The organism is Spirosoma soli, assembly GCF_042684525.1.
In the GTDB taxonomy this organism is placed as follows: domain Bacteria; phylum Bacteroidota; class Bacteroidia; order Cytophagales; family Spirosomataceae; genus Spirosoma; species Spirosoma soli.
The window spans coordinates 146,671-164,502 of sequence record NZ_JBHULN010000002.1 but is presented as its reverse complement, the minus strand read 5'-3'; the positions used below and the strand labels follow the sequence as shown (position 1 = coordinate 164,502).

At 50.7% G+C, this 17,832-nt stretch carries 10 protein-coding genes; 7 read left to right on the top strand and 3 right to left on the bottom strand.

Annotation, left to right across the window (positions count from 1 at the left end):
- On the bottom strand, positions 1–7,857 hold a 7,857-nt coding region (locus ACFSUS_RS04185; protein WP_381519498.1), incomplete at its 3' end, for an SdrD B-like domain-containing protein.
- Between the two features lie 362 nt (positions 7,858–8,219).
- Between ACFSUS_RS04185 and ACFSUS_RS04180 the strand changes: the two genes are divergently transcribed.
- The 6 genes from ACFSUS_RS04180 (at position 8,220) to ACFSUS_RS04155 (ending at position 13,746) form a co-directional block, all read left to right on the top strand.
- The gene (locus ACFSUS_RS04180) at positions 8,220–9,716 is read left to right on the top strand and encodes an arginine deiminase family protein (RefSeq protein ID WP_381519495.1); all 1,497 of its coding nucleotides are present in this window, start codon (positions 8,220–8,222) and stop codon (positions 9,714–9,716) included.
- A 153-nt stretch (positions 9,717–9,869) separates the two neighbouring features.
- Positions 9,870–10,799 carry a citrulline utilization hydrolase CtlX gene (gene ctlX / locus ACFSUS_RS04175; RefSeq protein WP_381519492.1) on the top strand — a complete coding sequence of 310 codons (930 nt, stop codon included), beginning with the start codon at positions 9,870–9,872 and terminating at the stop codon, positions 10,797–10,799.
- 189 nt (positions 10,800–10,988) lie between these two features.
- Positions 10,989–11,453, top strand: a complete 465-nt coding sequence (locus ACFSUS_RS04170) for a MarR family winged helix-turn-helix transcriptional regulator (RefSeq protein WP_381519489.1) — start codon at positions 10,989–10,991, stop codon at positions 11,451–11,453.
- Between the two features lie 51 nt (positions 11,454–11,504).
- Entirely contained in the window at positions 11,505–11,714 is a 210-nt protein-coding gene (locus ACFSUS_RS04165) for a hypothetical protein (protein ID WP_381519487.1), read from the top strand.
- Between the two features lie 75 nt (positions 11,715–11,789).
- Positions 11,790–12,674: an NAD(P)H-binding protein gene (locus ACFSUS_RS04160; protein WP_381519485.1), complete on the top strand. Its 885-nt coding sequence runs from the start codon at positions 11,790–11,792 to the stop codon at positions 12,672–12,674.
- A gap of 226 nt (positions 12,675–12,900) precedes the next feature.
- Positions 12,901–13,746 (top strand): SDR family NAD(P)-dependent oxidoreductase, encoded by an 846-nt coding sequence (locus ACFSUS_RS04155; RefSeq protein WP_381519482.1) that lies wholly within the window; start codon positions 12,901–12,903, stop codon positions 13,744–13,746.
- Between the two features lie 90 nt (positions 13,747–13,836).
- On the opposite strand, the gene ACFSUS_RS04150 is transcribed toward ACFSUS_RS04155, so the two are convergent.
- On the bottom strand, positions 13,837–14,787 hold the full coding sequence (locus ACFSUS_RS04150) for a porin family protein (protein ID WP_381519479.1): 951 nt from the start codon (positions 14,785–14,787) through the stop codon (positions 13,837–13,839).
- Positions 14,788–14,931: 144 nt separating this feature from the next.
- Here ACFSUS_RS04150 and ACFSUS_RS04145 point away from each other — a divergent pair, with 144 nt between their 5' ends.
- Positions 14,932–15,645 (top strand): SDR family oxidoreductase, encoded by a 714-nt coding sequence (locus tag ACFSUS_RS04145; protein ID WP_381519476.1) that lies wholly within the window; start codon positions 14,932–14,934, stop codon positions 15,643–15,645.
- A 119-nt stretch (positions 15,646–15,764) separates the two neighbouring features.
- Here ACFSUS_RS04145 and ACFSUS_RS04140 read toward each other — a convergent pair whose 3' ends face one another.
- Positions 15,765–17,720: a S8 family serine peptidase gene (locus tag ACFSUS_RS04140; RefSeq protein WP_381519473.1), complete on the bottom strand. Its 1,956-nt coding sequence runs from the start codon at positions 17,718–17,720 to the stop codon at positions 15,765–15,767.
- Positions 17,721–17,832 lie beyond the last annotated feature (112 nt).

Genomic DNA, 17,832 nt, shown 5'->3' with positions numbered 1-17,832 from the left:
GGCCGAGAGGCACTCGCCGGGAGTGATGGCTAAAGCCAGGGCCGGAGGCAAGACTGGTGCCACTGAGCAGGAGCTTGGAGCGGTGTAGGTTGCACTCACTGGGTTGTATCCTGTACCGCTGACGGTTACAGTGTGGGTGTTGGTGCCTGAGCTCAGACCCGTCAAGCTAAAGCTGGCGGTGGTCTGTCCAGCCGTCAGTGAGACGGTGGTGCTCACCAAGCCATCGGTGATGGTGAGTGAGGAAGCCTGGGTGTTGGTCAAGGACAGCGTACCACTAAGAGTGTACTGGTTGGTGGCTGAGAGGCACTCGCCCGGAGTGATGGTTAAAGCCAGGGCCGGGGGCAGCACTGGTGCCACTGAGCAGGAGCTTGGAGCCGTGTAAGTGGTGCTGATGGAGCTGTAGCCTTGCCCACTGACGGTAAGGGTATGGGTGTTGGTACCTGAGCTCAGACCGGTCAGGGCAAAGCTGGCGGTGGTCTGTCCAGCCGTCAGCGAGACGGTGGTGCTCACCAAGCCATCGGTGATGGTGAGTGAGGAGGTCTGGGCGTTGGACAAGGACAGCGTACCTGAGAGAGTGTACTGGTTGGTGGCCGAGAGGCACTCGCCCGGGGTGATGGCCAAAGCCAGGGCCGGGGGCAAGACTGGTGCCACTGAGCAGGAGACAGGAGCCGTGTAAGTCGCACTCACTGGGCTGTAGCCTTGCCCACTGACGGTTACAGTGTGGGTGTTGGTACCTGAGCTCAGACCCGTCAAGCTAAAGCTGGCGGTGGTCTGTCCAGCCGTCAGTGAGACGGTGGTGCTCACCAAACCATCGGTGATGGTGAGGCTAGCGGCCTGGGTGTTGGTCAAGGACAGCGTACCTGAGAGGGTGTACTGGTTGGTGGCCGTCTGGCACTCGCCCGGGGTGATGGCCAAAGCCAAAGCCGGGGGCAAGATCGGTGCCACTGAGCAGGAGACAGGAGCGGTGTAGGTGGTGCTGATGGGGCTGTAGCCTTGACCACTGACGGTTACAGTGTGGGTGTTGGTACCTGAGCTCAGACCCGTCAAGCTAAAGCTGGCGGTGGTCTGTCCAGCCGTCAGCGAGACGGTGGTGCTCACCAAGCCATCAGTGATGGTGAGACTACTAGCCTGAGCGTTAGTCAAGGACAGCGTACCTGAGAGGGTGTACTGGTTGGTGGCCGAGAGGCACTCGCCGGGAGTGATGGCTAAAGCCAGGGCCGGAGGCAAGACTGGTGCCACTGAGCAGGAGCTTGGAGCGGTGTAGGTTGCACTCACTGGGTTGTATCCTGTACCGCTGACGGTTACAGTGTGGGTGTTGGTGCCTGAGCTCAAGCCGGTCAGGGCAAAGCTGGCGGTGGTCTGTCCAGCCGTCAGTGAGACAGTGGTGCTCACCAAGCCATCAGTGATGGTGAGACTACTAGCCTGAGCGTTAGTCAAGGACAGCGTACCTGAGAGGGTGTACTGGTTGGTGGCCGAGAGGCACTCGCCCGGGGTGATGGCCAAAGCCAGGGCCGGGGGCAAGACTGGTGCCACTGAGCAGGAGACAGGAGCCGTGTAAGTGGCACTCACTGGGCTGTAGCCTTGCCCACTGACGGTTACAGTGTGGGTGTTGGTACCTGAGCTCAGACCCGTCAAGCTAAAGCTGGCGGTGGTCTGTCCAGCCGTCAGTGAGACGGTGGTGCTCACCAAACCATCGGTGATGGTGAGGCTAGCGGCCTGGGTGTTGGTCAAGGACAGCGTACCTGAGAGGGTGTACTGGTTGGTGGCCGTCTGGCACTCGCCGGGGGTGATGGCCAAAGCCAAAGCCGGGGGCAAGATCGGTGCCACTGAGCAGGAGACAGGAGCGGTGTAGGTGGTGCTGATGGGGCTGTAGCCTTGACCGCTGACGGTAAGGGTATGGGTGTTGGTACCTGAGCTCAGACCGGTCAGGGCAAAGCTGGCGGTGGTCTGTCCAGCCGTCAGCGAGACGGTGGTGCTCACCAAGCCATCGGTGATGGTGAGTGAGGAAGCCTGGGCGTTGGTCAAGGACAGCGTACCACTAAGAGTGTACTGGTTGGTGGCCGAGAGGCACTCGCCCGGAGTGATGGCCAAAGCCAAAGCCGGGGGCAGCACTGGTGCCACTGAGCAGGAGACAGGGGCCGTATAAGTGGTGCTGATGGGGCTGTAGCCTTGCCCACTGACGGTTAGGGTATGGGTGTTGGTACCTGAGCTCAGACCCGTCAGGGCAAAGCTGGCGGTGGTCTGGCCAGCCGTCAGTGAGACGGTGGTGCTCACCAAGCCATCGGTGATGGTGAGTGAGGAGGTCTGGGCGTTGGTCAAGGACAGCGTACCACTAAGAGTGTACTGGTTGGTGGCCGAGAGGCACTCGCCGGGGGTGATGGCCAAAGCCAAAGCCGGGGGCAGCACTGGTGCCACTGAGCAGGAGCTTGGGGCCGTATAAGTGGTGCTGATGGGGCTGTAGCCCGTACCGCTCAGGGTGACGGTGTGGTTGTTGGTACCTGAGCTCAAGCCGGTCAGGGCAAAGCTGGCGGTGGTCTGTCCAGCCGTCAGTGAGACGGTGGTGCTCACCAAGCCATCGGTGAGGGTGAGTGAGGAAGCCTGGGTGTTGGTCAAGGACAGCGTACCACTAAGAGTGTACTGGTTGGTGGCCGAGAGGCACTCGCCCGGGGTGATGGCCAAAGCCAAAGCCGGGGGCAGCACTGGTGCCACTGAGCAGGAGACAGGAGCAGTGTAGGTAGCGCTAGCAGAACTACAACCGATTATACTAGCTGTCAGCGAGTGACTGCCTGTACCCGAAGGCAGACCTGTTAAAGAGAAACTAGCCGACGTTTGACCTGCATTGACCGAAAGGGTAGTACTGAAAGCACCATCTGATATAGTTAAAATACCTGCTGATGAGTTACTAATAGACACAGTCCCTGTTATACTATACTGATTAGTAGTTGGCTCGCACTGACTAGCTGTAGCCGTTACCGCTGCGACCGAGCAATTACATTGAGATGGTTGCAACGTCACGGTTAGATCTGTGAAGCAGCCCCAATTGTTATAAATGCGTACGGTGTAGTGCTTGTCTCCCGTTGGATTAACTAGTGTGCTGGCTAGAACACCGTTCGTGGGAATCAGTTTTGCTGATCCTGATAGCACTGCGCCCGCATTGAAGCTGGTACCTTCAGAATACTGATAGGTGTATGATCCCTGGAAATTTGTCAGCACAATCTGACCGTTAGTTTGTGGAGTGCTCCCTACGCAGCTAACAGGTGTCGTTGTCGCCTTGATGGCAGCTAACTTATCTTCTTCTACAATAAACGGACAGCAGCTGAAATTAGGACACTTTCCTGACAAGCTATCTACTGAAAGCTTGTATTCACCAAGTTGAGTGATATCTAAAATATTCGTAGTAAAGCTGGTTAACTCTGTTGTCACACCATTGGCAGTCCGGAACCATTGATATTTGCTACGTCCCGCCGGGGCGGTAAGGCGAATAGTAAATGGTTTGCCTGCGCAAACTTCAACGGGAATACTCGTACAAACTATAGCTGTGTCACCGGGGATGGTGGCCATATTGTAAAGAATACCTGCGCTATCAGCTTTAGCCTGGTATGTTAAGCTTAAGCTCTGCCCAGCTGCTATGTTTGGGATTGTCCATACACTTATAGGTGCACCCGCAACGAAACTAGTACCCGTCGAAGCCGTGGCTGAACCCGGAACATAGGTAGCTCCCGTGCTGAGAGAATCTCGGACAGTAGTACTTCTGGAAGTAGAGCCACCATTAGTGAGTATTAATGTATACGTCAGGATGGAACCCTGGCTGGCTTTTGGCTTGTCGACAAACTTAGTAAGACTTAACGTGGTGCTGGGAGAATTCTGTTGGCACGACGCCGGAGCGGTGTAGGTTGTTCTGGCTGTACTGCATCCATTCAGATTAGCTGTTAACGTATGGCTACCCGTGCCCGAGCTTAATCCTGTTAAGGCGAAGGGGGCCGTAGTCTGACCGGCTGTTACCGATAAGGTAGTCGTGGTGTTGCCATCGGTAATTGTCAGGGTGCCCGCCTGAGCGTTAGTTAATGAGAGTGTGCCACTTACGCTGTATTGATTGGTAGCGGTCTGACACTGACTAGCTGTGGCTGTGGTCACCTCCAACAGACAGCTGCATTGTGTTACAGGCAGGGTTAACGTAACATCTGTGTAACAACCTGACGTATTATAAACACGAACCGTATACTGAGTAGTAGTGGCTGCATTCTGCAGTGAGTTCACTAGAATACCATTAATAGGTACCGCCTTCGCAGGCCCTGATAGCGATGCTGCCGGATTAAAGTCAGCTCCTTGTGAATACTGATAGGTGTATGATCCCTGGAAGTTTGTTAGTACGATCTGGCCGTTGTTTTGCGAAGAACCACCGGTGCAGGTAGGGAGTATTATGTTGGCGGTGAATGTTGGTAAAGCGTTCTCCTCCACAATAAACGGACAGCAGGAAAAATCAGGACATTTTCCGGTTACGTTATCCACAGCCAGGCTGTATTCACCCGGTTGAACGACGTCTAATACGTTAGATGTTTGACTAGTCAACTCTTCGCCGTTGCGATACCAACGGTAACTACTACGACCAGGCTTGGCTGTTAGTCGGAACGTGTATTGATCGCCCGTGCAGACTACGACAGGAACACTCGTGCAAACAATGGCGGTGTCGCCCGGAATGGTAGCGAAGTTGTAAAGAATACCGGTACTGTCGGCGGTTACCCGGAACGTCATAGACAAGCTTTGCCCAGACGAAATGTTAGGAATACTCCACAGGCTAACGGGTTTGCCCGCCGTAAATACAGTTCCGTCAGGAGCAGACGCTGATCCTGATACATAGGTTAAGCCTGAGCCCAGTGAATCACGAACAACTGTCGACGCTGGCGTCGAACCTGTGTTAGTTAACACCAGGGTATATGTCAACACATTACCTTTTTGCGCTTTAGATAGACTTACCTGCTTGTCGAGTTTCAGGGAGGAATTTAAAGCTACGGGCTGACAGGGGTTAGGTGCCTGATAGATTGCTGTTGTGTTACCGCAGCCAGGTAGGCTAATGGTTACGACATGCGTCGAGTTGTCGGCGGACAAGCCGTTAAAAACGCCAGTTATAACGTTGGTCGAAGGTGTCACCGCAAACGTAAGGGTCTGCGAACCGTCGGTGATGGTTAACGTGCCTACTGTTGGGTTAACCAGAGAAACTGTAACACTTGAGTTGTAAACGCTGCTAACAGTTCCGCCATTATTGACCGTGCTACAGCTACCTGCCGTGGCTACAGCGTTTAAGGTGCAAGTGGGGGTGCTCACGCCTGCACAGGAAGCGGGTGCTGTATACGTGGTTGAAGCTACGCCACAGTCAGAGCCTGCTGACGTCACTGTTAGCGTGTGCACGCTTTGATTAGCCATTAAACTGGCACCACTCAGGGTAAACGACTGCGGACTGGTACCAGCGGCCAGCGTTGTAGTTGCCTGCCCATCACTGATGGTGAACGGACCCGTACCGGCGTTGGCGAAATTAATTGTACCAGTTACTGTGTATTGATTGGTAGCTGTGTTACAGGTAGTACCCGTAATGGCTGCGCTCAGAACACAGGCTGACGTAGTTAGATAAGCGACATCATACGAGAAATTGTTCTGACCAGCCTGCCCGAGCGTAAAGTTGACGACGCCACTGGCATCGACGTCTGAGTCAATGTTGTCAGCATTGTCGCCTGTGGCTGCGTTATTCTTGCTGCTTAAAATTAAGCTACTGAAGCTAGTCGGGAAACTCAATGAATATGAGCCGCCATAACTTAGCGGTAATCCATAGGCGTAACCAGTAGCAGAGGCACCATTACCACTCGAAAAATAGTATTCTCCTTTTGCATCGGTCGTAACTGTTGCACCCGATGGTGGCAAGCCTGCTCCTTTTAAGGTTACCTGCACGCCAACCAGCGGAAGTTCGCCGGCGTCCTGCACGCCATTGTTGTTCAAGTCGGCCCACACACGGTTGCCAATTTCAATTGGTGCCGATGCACATTGGAGTACTAAATCACCCGTTCCGGATGCTTTTCCGAATGAACCTGGGTCTGTTGAACTATACAATTGAAAACCACGAGTAGTCGTACCGGTTGTGTTATTAAACCAGCGTATACCGCCCGTAAACGTATTGTTAACGGGATCCATGGCTGAAACAGCCAGCTCATTCGAACCCGCGAGCAGACTGATGCCACCATTCGAGATCTCTCTGTGAAAATCGTTCAGGGCATTGTCCTGGTAGTAGAATTCACCACCGCCGGGCCCTTGGTTGTTCTGGGCTGATGCCGAAGCCACTGGCCGACCACATACTGATCCGTTGCTTTCCAGTGTGAACTGATTGGCAGATGAACACCGGGCGGCCCGTAATTGATCGCCGTTTGCCCAACCCCTAATCAATGTATTATCGTTGGCATCTGGTGGGTAGTTTCTGTACCCCATCTGATGCCCAAACCGATCCATAATGCTGACGATCATTTCGCCATTGACATCGAAATCAATGTCAGACAGCAGCGGTTGAGGATAAGCATACTGGTCACCATTTTCTGCTGACAGCCACGAGCCTACGTTCGTGTTGGTGAGCCATGGGTGCCACCGATCGCTTTCGCTGCCAGCCATTCCGTTATCACCTACACGCCCTCGTTTGAAATTTGACAAAGCGAACGAAAGCACCTGAGTAAACGTAGTCCCATCGAACTCATAAACCGTCGCCGTAATTCTTGTATTTCCAGGCTGCCCGAGTGCTGTCCTATCCTGATTTGATTCGCTGGTACAAGTGACACCCACGTAAACTTTACCCCGGTAATATTTAACCGCAAATGGCCGGAAGTCAAGCACGTTGGTGCAAGGACTGGGAATAGACCATGAGATTATATTTGCTGCGGTAGGCGAAGTAGTTGGAATGCGGTATAGTTTGCGGTCAAATAAATTGATTGTGTACAGGTATTGGTCATCATCTGAAATAGTCAGACCACCCAAGCCCATCTTACCTACCTGAAGAAAACTGTTTGAATCATGAGAGGGTTGGAGTGGATCATTCGGGAGCGTCTCGTGCGGATCGGTTCCCGTATCGAAACCTAGCAAATCTAAGTTAACCAGGGTGGTTGCATTCGTAGCGTTTCCGGTAACGTCCGTACTGTAAATGGCTCCTGTGCCACTAGGGCCGAACCCTGCATGGCGCTTCAAAAAAGCCGCAGAGTACACTTTCCGGCGTGTTCGGTCATAAGCGAGGCCCCAAACCGATCCGACTTGGCCGGCTCTAGCCCAGCGGCTGGGCGTTGTCGATGTGCCGGATGTTGTGTATGGAAAGCTAACAACGACGTCATCTGTAAAGTTAGAGTTGGCCGGAATTGCATTCTGAACGAAGCGCGTAGCGTATACCGGTGGATTCTGAGTATCGCAGTAGTTCTGGGCGTAGTTGACCCCCAGATTAGCGTTGGTTGTTCCTCCAGCAACAAACTGAATGTTTGTACCATTATTGGCACCACTGAAGCTCACGAAATCGCCAGAGACCAGGTTCGTAAACTCCAGGCGGTATTGACTCGTCGAACCAACAGCCAGTGTATAACCGCCCGTTGCCGATGTTGTTGTTGAAATTGGCGCTGTTGTGCTAGCACTACCGTAAGCCGTAACGATCACTCCCGCTATACCTGGCTCGCCATACGTAGCATTGGCCGGGTTGGCGATGCTCTCGTAAATTCCGTTTGAATTGAAATCTCTGTAAACAGTACCCGTTATTGTCTGCCCCAGGCTTTCTAAAGAGCTGCTCACCAAGCTTACAATAAGTACAAGAAACAGAAAAAAACGCTTTACGGTAGATGTACGCATAATCCACTGGTTATGAATGGTTGAGTAGTGGTCAGATTCGGAGCAACTGATGAAATGCATATTAACTTGGGGATGCTTTCTTCGTGATGGATAGAAGAGAACAGTTACTTAAAATCAAGAATCTAGCAGTGAGCAGTCACATAAACGCTACTGAGCGACAACTAGTCAAATTGTATGCCAATTATTTAGACTGAGCTAATTGCCGCTAGCTACTTATGGATTTGTAAGGTTAAATACTTGTTAATGAGAGTGTTAATTTAAGGCCGCGGCTGAGGCTGGTATAAGGAAAGGTTTTTACTTTTCTCAATCAAAGCTGTACCTTGCATAACAGACCTGATTTAAACCAGGCTTATTTTATTGGTATGAAAAACGGAAAACAGGCTATATCAACGGATACGTTGACCAGCGAAACGGCAGTAGCTCTCCCTCGCATCAACGTTTCGTCGGAGATTGGCACACTTAAACGACTGCTTATTCATAGCCCTGATCGAGGACTAGGAAAAGTTGTTCCTTCTAAAGCGCAAGACTGGCTATTTGAAGACATCGTTCACCTCGACATGATGCGCCGGGACGAGTACGATTACTACGTTAAGATTTTGTTATACTTCTTAGATCCCGATAAGGTGCGGGGAAATGTAGCTAAACTCGGACCTACTTCCGACCGGTCATTCTTTAAACCTGATCACGATGATTACTTCCGCTCAGATAGGGTCGTAGATATTCAATGTCTGCTGTCCGATATTTTGGCTGATGAAGTCATTCGTACCCGCATGATTGCGGCTATCTGTGGTATTGAGCGAACATCGTTTCGGACACAGCAACAACTAAATCAGTATGACCCCGTTGAGCTGGCCAAGATCATGATTTCGGGATCGTTGCCTAACGAAACGATGTTGTTTGCCCCCTTGCCTAACTTCATTTTTACCCGTGATATTGGCATTGTTATCAACGACCATATTCTGCTCAACAAACCCGCTAAATTAGCTCGTACCCGCGAGGCATTGCTGGCTCAATACATCTTCTTCAATCATCCGTTGTTTGCCGACTACCAAGATAAAATCATCGAAATTCCAGACAACGAACATGCATTTCTGCTGCCCGACGCCGACATTAATCGCGACGTTACGCGGTCGACGCTCGAAGGGGGAGATGTGATGATGATTGCAAAGCGCCACTTAATGATTGGCGTCAGCGAACGGACCACCCTCTACGCAGCGCAGCAGGTTATGCGGCTGGTATTCAGCAAAAATCTGGTCGATACCGTCACAATTATTAAGATACCGAAGAAGCGCGATTACATGCACATCGACACGATATTCACGCAGGTGAAACGCAATGTATGGGTGTTACTGGCGTCGCTGGCCCGAACGGGCGATGAAGCCAAGAAGCGCGATGTTATTCATTTTTTCGCGCCGAAGGACGTATCGGAGGATCTGAAAATTCTCCAATTCATTAAAGGGCTTGAGCATAAGCCTATTGAAATTGAAAATCTGGAAGATTTGTTAGCCGACATCAGTAAGAACGATTTAGGTGCCACCGAACCTGTGCAATTTATTTATTCGGGGAATAACGAATTTCCATTTGGAGCTCGCGAGCAGTGGACCGACTCGTGCAACCTACTAGCGCTGAAAGATGGGGTTGTGGTTGGGTACGACCGAAATCAGAAAACGGCTGAAGCGTTCCGGAGAGCTGGTTTCGAGGTTATTGAAGCGGCTAAATTGTTAGAGCGTTTCGAGCGGGGAGACTCATCCCCCGACACCATTGAAAACACATTTATCATGCTGCCATCGGCCGAGTTAAGCCGGGCGCGGGGTGGCTCGCATTGCATGAGCTTGCCGTTGCTGAGAGAGGAGATTTGAATGAATACGTAACGAGGTGTTTGCTGTCAAAGCTGCCAGAGAATACCCAAAAATGATACCCGCTTTCGAGCAAAGGTTGGCCGATTGAGGGATCAATACTAATTTGCCCGTCGATTCTGTCTTACTGACCGTCCAACTGACTAATTATCGTTTATGCAATCTCAGGCTACTTCAAGAATTCTCATGATTCGTCCGGTTCGTTTTGGCTTCAACGAGCAAACCGCCGAATCAAACGCGTTTCAGGACATAAAGTTGGCTGCGCAAACGAAAGATGTAGCTCAGGACGACGCCCGCCGTGAGTTCGATGAAATGGTTCGTCAACTTGAGGCTATTGGGGTTGACGTTATGGTATATGATGATACCCTTGAGCCGTATACGCCCGACTCAATCTTTCCGAACAACTGGGTCTCTTTTCATGCCAGCGGCACGGTAGTGCTTTATCCCATGCAGGCCGAAAACCGGCGCTTAGAGCGCCGGCCTGATATTATTAATAACCTGGCAGAACGGTTTCACGTAGCCAAAATTATCGACCTCACCCACTTTGAGCAGGAAGGTAAGTTTCTGGAAGGTACGGGTAGTATGGTACTCGACCGGATGTATAAAGTAGCCTTTGCCTGTCTGTCTCCCCGAACCCATGCTGATGTACTTGATGAATTTAGTCGTCAAACGGGCTATCGGACGGTATCGTTTCGGGCAACCGATGCCAACGGCAAGGCTGTTTATCATACCAATGTATTGATGTGCATTGCCGATACGTTCGCAATTGTGTGCCTGGCTGCTATCAGCGATCCTGATGAGCGATTGATGGTTCGGCAAGAGCTGGAAGGATTGAGGAAACGTGTTATTGACATTTCGCTGGAGCAGATGGCCAGTTTTGCCGGAAACATGTTGATGGTACAAACTCGCAAAGGGCAGAAACTGCTTGTTATGTCTACCCGGGCGTTTGAGTCACTGACAGCTAAGCAAATCGATTTGCTGGACGATTACGCTACGTTGCTTCATTTCGATTTGTCAATGATTGAGGGAAATGGAGGAGGGTCGGCCCGGTGTATGATGGCCGAGGTACACCTGCCTTTAAAGTAGCACAGATAAATTATTGTCGCGGAAGCGCAGAGAACACGAAGGCTAGAAAAATCTCCGTGTTCTCTGCGCTTGTGATTGTCAGGCGGTTACTGAATTAGCGTTATAAATTAAGAATAAATTTTTAGGAATATTGCTTGCACATACAAATGTGATCTGTTAGTTTTGTTTCACCAATATGAATGAGGAGCCATGAACGAAGAGAAAGCAATAGCCGTAGCCGAAGAGGAAAAGAGCGCAACGCGTTATAGCGCTTGTTTGCTGTTCTCTGCTAATGCATTGGCGCGCGCCATTACGGCTATTGGCGATGAAGAATTTGGTCGGTTTGGTTTATCTTACTCGCATGCGTACCTGTTGTGCGAAGTAGTCGATAATCCAGGTATAACCCCTTCAGAAATAAGTGGAACGCTGTACCTGACGCCGTCTACCATCACGAGACTCGTCGAAAAGTTGGAGCAGAAACAGTTGGTTCGGCGGGAAACCGAAGGCAAAAAGACGCTTATATACCCCATGACCGCTGGTATTGCAATGCGTCCTGCCATTGACGAAGCCTGGAGTCGCGTGGGTACCCGATACTCGCAGGCGGTTGGCGAAGTGGATGTATGCCAACTGACAAAACAAGTGTTTAAGGCGGCTCAGGCACTGGAGAAGGTATAAAAAATTTGTGTTTTTGGTTGTATGTGCAAGCAATATAAATAAGGAGTAGTGATGAAAACGAGACAAGACGCAGTATGCCTGCTAGCAGGTAATAGTAATGCAACCTCACAGGATATTTGCCGGTCGCTGGCCAAAGAAGGAATTTCGGCCATTGTTGTCCAGAAGGAGGCAGATGCGCCCGAAGCTGAAGACACATCCCGGCAGTGGTCGGGCCAACCCGGTAAAGATTTGTTCTTTAATGGGTGGAAACTACTCTTCTAATCGAAGCCTGCTGCTAGAATTGTAGGGGCTAATTAAGTATATCTCACACTACTAAACACTAACTTTTAAGCAGTCATGCATTACGTAATCACCGGCTCCATTGGCCACACCGGTAAACCCATCACCGAAGGTCTTGTTAAGGCAGGTCATACCGTTACAGTTGTTACCAGTAAACCAGACAATGCTGCGGCTATTGAAGCCCTTGGTGCAAAGGCCGCAGTTGGTAGCGTTGAAGACGCCGACTTTATACAACAAGCTTTTGCCGATGCTGACGCTGTTTATCTGCTTATTCCGGCGAAGTGGGGCGTTGAAGGCTGGCGTGCCTACCAAAACCAGATCATTGATAATTATATAGCTGCCATTCGGGCCAATGATATTCGGTTTGCCGTGTTATTGAGCAGCGTTGGAGCTCATTTGGGCCAGGGCGTCGGGCCGGTAGACGGCTTACACGACGCCGAACACAAGCTAGCTGAAGTGGCGGGGTTAAACAGTAAATTCCTGCGGCCGTCCTATTTCATGTACAATCTGTTTAGCATGATTGGTATGATCAAAAACGGCGGCATTATAGGCAGCAACTTCGGCGATGATCCCATTGTGCTGACTCATACCAATGATATTGCCGATGTAGCATTGACAGAGTTACTAAATCTAGACTTCACGGGTCATCAGGTGCGATACATTGCCAGCGATGAACGTACTGGAGCCGAGATTGCAAAAGTTCTCGGCGAGGCCGTAGGTAAGCCCGAAATCCCGTGGGTGGTGTTTCCGGACGATCAGAATAAACAAGGCTTGTTGCAAGCCGGCCTGAACGAAGAAATGGCTACGGAGTACACCAAGTTGGGGCAATCCATGCGAAACGGTGAAATGCAGAAAGACTTCTATAAGAATAAGCCAACGTATGGTAAGGTAAAGCTCGAAGACTTTGCCAGGAACGAGTTTGCTCCTGCATTCAGCGCCTGATCGGCCATCCTGTGCAGACACGCTCATTATACCGGATGACCACCTGCGTTGTCTGGTATTTTTATTGATACCTTCCGTCACTTATACTCTTGTAACAACCTTACCTAGTTCTCGTTGGTAGAAAGCGGACTGAAACAAAAAGCGTCGACAACGATTTACATAATACATGTTCAGGCAGGGCAGTCGCAACGTACCTGCTTCGTATTCTCAACTTACAATCCATTGTATGGGAAGTAAAACTGCTGTCATTACGGGTGCTAACTCTGGCATAGGCTTAGCTACGGCCAAGGCGCTCGCTCAACGTTCGTTCGACTTAATTCTGATCTGCCGTAATCAGCAAAAAGGTCGCGAGGCACAGGCTAACGTGCAGATGGCGAATCCAGCGGTAAAAGTAGACTTACTGTTTGCTGATCTCGCCAGTGCCGATTCGGTACGTGAAGTAGCCAGGCACATCAAAACAAATTACACAAAGCTAGATGTCCTCATTAATAACGCAGGGTACACACCAGCTAAGATTGAGTTTGTCGATGGTATCGAAAAATCGTTTTACGCCAGTCATATCGGACATTTTATTCTGACGTATCACCTGATGGACTTGCTTAAGGGGGCCGGAGCAGCGACTGGCGATGCCCGCATTATTAATCTGTCGTCAGCCGCTTATTTGGGTGGTAGTGCCGCCCGGTTCTTTCGTAAGATTGATGACTTGTCGCCTATGTTCGCCTATTGTGATGATAAACTGGCTAATTTGCTCTTTGCCAAAGAGCTGGCTCACCGGACTGCGGGGCAGGGTATCACCGCCTATTCTGTTCATCCGGGTGCCGTTCGGACCAACTTTGCGTCGGACACGCCTGGGTTTTTAGGAAAAGTATTCTCAGTGGCGGGACCGCTCATGCGCTCACCCGAACGAGGGGCTGAAACATCGGTTTTCCTGGCGGCAGCTCCGCTTAAGGCTATTGGCGAACGTAACAATGGCGGATATTTTGCGGATAGTAAACCTAAAAATACGCACAACCGCGACATAACCGACGAAAAAGCTAAATGGCTTTGGGAGAAGACTTTGCCATTTGTTTAACCGGGTATTGTACGCGCCAGCTCAAACAAAAATGGCAGCGCCCAGGCGGTCGTTGCCATTTTAAACCCACTCTATGAGAAGTCGTATTGGCTACCGGCCACCTAAGGGAAAGATGTAGCCAAGTGTTGCCTGCGAAAAAATCGTATTAACGTCGGTAGAAAAGCCATTCTCTATATCGCCCAGTGGATAATGACCACGTACTTCGACGGTGAAGTGCCCAGGCCCCGCTTTAATAGCAGCGCCTATTCCCGCAGCTGCCCCAAATCCAAAACGAGTGTTGCTATCATCGAGCGATTCTTTTTTGCCATCTACGCTAACGCCCGCAATATAGGTGGCATAAGGACCAACGTTCAGGAAGAAGCGGTTGCCTTCGTACGTCCCCGATGAAATCTTCAGAAACAACGGAACCTCAACTAAATCACTGGCTGCGGTGATTGAAAGACCCAGTATTGATGCTTTTGTACTGTAGCGAGCATAATTGATTTCGGGCTGAAACGATAACGTGCCTTTCCCAAAATTGAACGTAATACCGCCGACAAAGCCAACCGTCGGGTCCGCTCCTGCTCGTTGCTCGGTAAAAACCAAATAGGTTACGCCCCCTCGGAGACCAATCCGAACATTGGACTCGCTGCTACCCGCTGGCGAAGACGGAGCAGATTGCGCCGGTGGACTGGCAGTTTCAGTTCTAGCTGACGGCGCAGGAGTGGGGCTAGACTCAATCCGGCTGGCTGGTCGACTTACCGCCTGTTTTTCGGCAGTGGCAGGAGCTGTAGTCGCCGTCGTTTTCTTATTTATACCGTGATATTGATCATAAAGCTCCTGTTGCCGGTTGGAGCTGGTTGACGGTGTGGGAGTAGCATTTGTAGAGGCACCTCCTTGATTGTCAGTTACTGCTGGCCGTGTGGCAGGGGGCTTCACGGCCGGTCGGCTGGTTGTAGCAGGTTTCGACGGGCCAGTTGACGATGTTGGTGTACTAGTCTGAGCTACCGATAAACCAACTGGCAACAGACTTAAGAGCAAAAAAGAACAGAATGATCTCATTGGATGCATGGTCAGTGAACTGATTGTGTAAGATTAGTCGCTAAAGTATCGAAATTCGTAACAGCACTGAGGAAACGGTCAGGTAGTTGAGCATACGGTTAGCTTTCTGCAAACATTTTGAGGCCGGGTCGAGTAAGAACTAGTATGAAGACTGAACACCAACGTACGGCTCTCATTACGGGAGGCAATAAAGGAATTGGAAAGGAGATTGCCCGGCAGCTGGCTGAGCGTGGCTTTGCGGTATTTATTGGCGCCCGCGACATAGCTAAGGGCCGGGAAACTTCCGAAGAGTTATGCCGTCAGGGCTACGAAGCGACGTTTATTCAACTCGACGTAACGGACCCGGTTAGTATAAAAAACGCCTGTGGTACGTTTTCACAGAAGGCCGACCACCTCGATGTGCTGGTCAATAATGCCGCGGTTCTCGAAGATCACGGCGAAAACATTATTAAACTAAACACCGAAATGCTCGACCGGACATTGAAGGCAAATGTCAGTGGACCAATTTTAGTGATTCAGGACTTTTTACCCTATCTTCTCAAGAGTACCATTGGGGCGCGTATTATTAACGTATCGAGCGGGGCCGGAGCACTGAACGATATGACCACTTACGCACCAGCGTACAGCATTTCGAAGACGGCTTTGAACGCCGTCACGAGGCAGTTTGCCGGAGCACTCAAAAGTGAAACTATTGCTGTGAACTGTGTTGATCCGGGCTGGGTTCGTACCGATATGGGAGGCCCTAATGCGAGCCGACCCGTTGAGAAAGGAGCCGAAACCATTGTTTGGCTAGCTACAGAAGCTCCACTATCTGAAACCGGTAAATTCTGGCACGATAAGCGAGAGGTTGAGTGGTAAGGAATAGCATGCGTTTAAGCAGATCATCATTCATTGCCAGGGATCGTCGTGTATTGAAATCAGCGATTTAACAACGAATCACAACCAATAGCCCGGTATTTATTTGACCCGGTTGTTTTTTAATTACCCAGTGCCAGCTTCACGGCTTCGTAGGCATTCAACAACCCGCCGGATCGGCTCAAGCTTTTAAAGGGGACCTTCTCCGATAAACGGCCCGGCTTGCGTACCGTAATGTCGGGCTTATGACTGCTTTTTACCAAAATCTCTTTTACCTGCACCGCTGTTAGTTTCGGAAAATAAGAGCGGAGTAAAGCCGCAACGCCGGCTGCATTTGGAGCGGCCATGCTTGTACCCGATAAATTAGCATATCGATTGTTGGGTAAGGTTGAAAGTATGTCCGTGCCAGGTGCAAACAAATCTACTGTTTGGGCGCCATAGTTAGACGAACGACTGACCAGACCTTCGTTGATGCGCCAGGTACTGTTCCCAACAACCAGCACGTTCTGCGCTATTTTGCCATTTTCGTAGCGAGCCGAGGGATAAGCCGGGAGCGAATCATAGTTCTCGCCGTTATTACCAGCTGCGTGAACAATCAATACGTCATGTTCCTCGGCAAATTGGATGGCAGCATCAACCTGCTCTTTGAAAGGCGATAGCCGTTTGCCAAAGCTCATGTTTATTACCCTGGCGCCGTTCTCGACGGCATAACGAATGCCGTTGGCTACATCCTTATCACGTTCGTCGCCATTGGCTGGTACTACCGATACCGGCATAATCCGAACGTTATCGGCCACGCCATCAATTCCCCGGCCATTATCACGTTTGGCTCCAATGATACCCGCTACGTGACTACCATGGAACGCTAGCTGCTGCGATTGGCCAATGCGCATGGTCGGGCTGCCGTAATAGCGTTCAGTTGGGTTAGCCGGATCATCGCCAACGGCTTTTCGAGCATTGTAACCCGGATTGTAGGCAATCTCTGCATCGCCCGCTGCTATCTGCCGAAACCGCGACCAATTCTGACGAATAACGGCGGTGTATGTCCAAAAGGGGCCGTATTGTGGATCATAAACATCGGCTAACAAGTTTCGAACCGCAATCGCGACAGAGTCTGCCCCTACATCAACGGCTCGGATGGCCTGTTGCGAGGTAGCTGTACTCGGTAACTTAGTAGCAAGTTGATCGGCTATCTGCCAGAATCGGCTTGTGTCGGCGAAGGCAAGGCGTTTTGATCGGCTGGCGTTGTATCGCTGCAGAAACTGCTTTTTCGCGGTTTGGTAGGTCTCGTATTGCCGCTTTTCGTAAGCGCTAAGTCTGGCCGGGTCCGCTTTGTCATATTTATCCTTCAGAAGAAGATACGTTTGCGAAATCTCGGGTTGGTCGTACTCATAGGTCGTGCCATCCTTGGCTCCCATGAAGTTCCAACCGTTTACATCGTCGATATAGCCGTTTTTATCGTCGTCAGTAGTGTTGTTAGGTACCTCTTTGGGATTTATCCAGACCACATCCTTTAAATCTTCGTGGGCTATGTCGACGCCCGAGTCCAACACGCCTACCACGACTGGCACTGACGACCGTCCTTTGAGTAACTCATAAGCCCGGTACAAGCTCATGCCAGCCACAGAGTCGGCGGCAGGGTCTAGATAGGGCCAATTACGAGGGGGCGGGCTAAGGCTGGTACGTACGCGTTTGAACGCCGTTTTTGACAGTAAAAGGTCTGTACGCTCGGGACAATCATCACTAATTATCTGTAAAGTAAACTGCTCACCGTTGTCCAGATAAGTTAGGCGGTATAATCCGGCGCTACGTTGCGTACATGAAGTCAAACGTGAATCAGTCAATACGGCCAACGTATCGCCGATCTGCTCATACAGCATTGGTGGCAGCGAATTGTTGGACGATTCGAATGTAATCTGTAGTGTATCATTACGAAACGTCATTAGAACACGTGTCTCCTGACTCCCTTGCACGACACCCTGCCAACGTGAATTTCTGAGTGGTAGTTGTGCTTTCGTAATGACCGATAATCCTAGAACGATAAACAGGACCAGTAGACTGGTTTTTCGTGAATTCATGAGTATTTAATTAACGTCCTGCTAAGGTAGAACACGGGCCTTCATGATGGAGCGATTCAATACATGGGCTAAAAAAATCCCCGGACTATGCTGTAACGTTTCTGCACTGCCT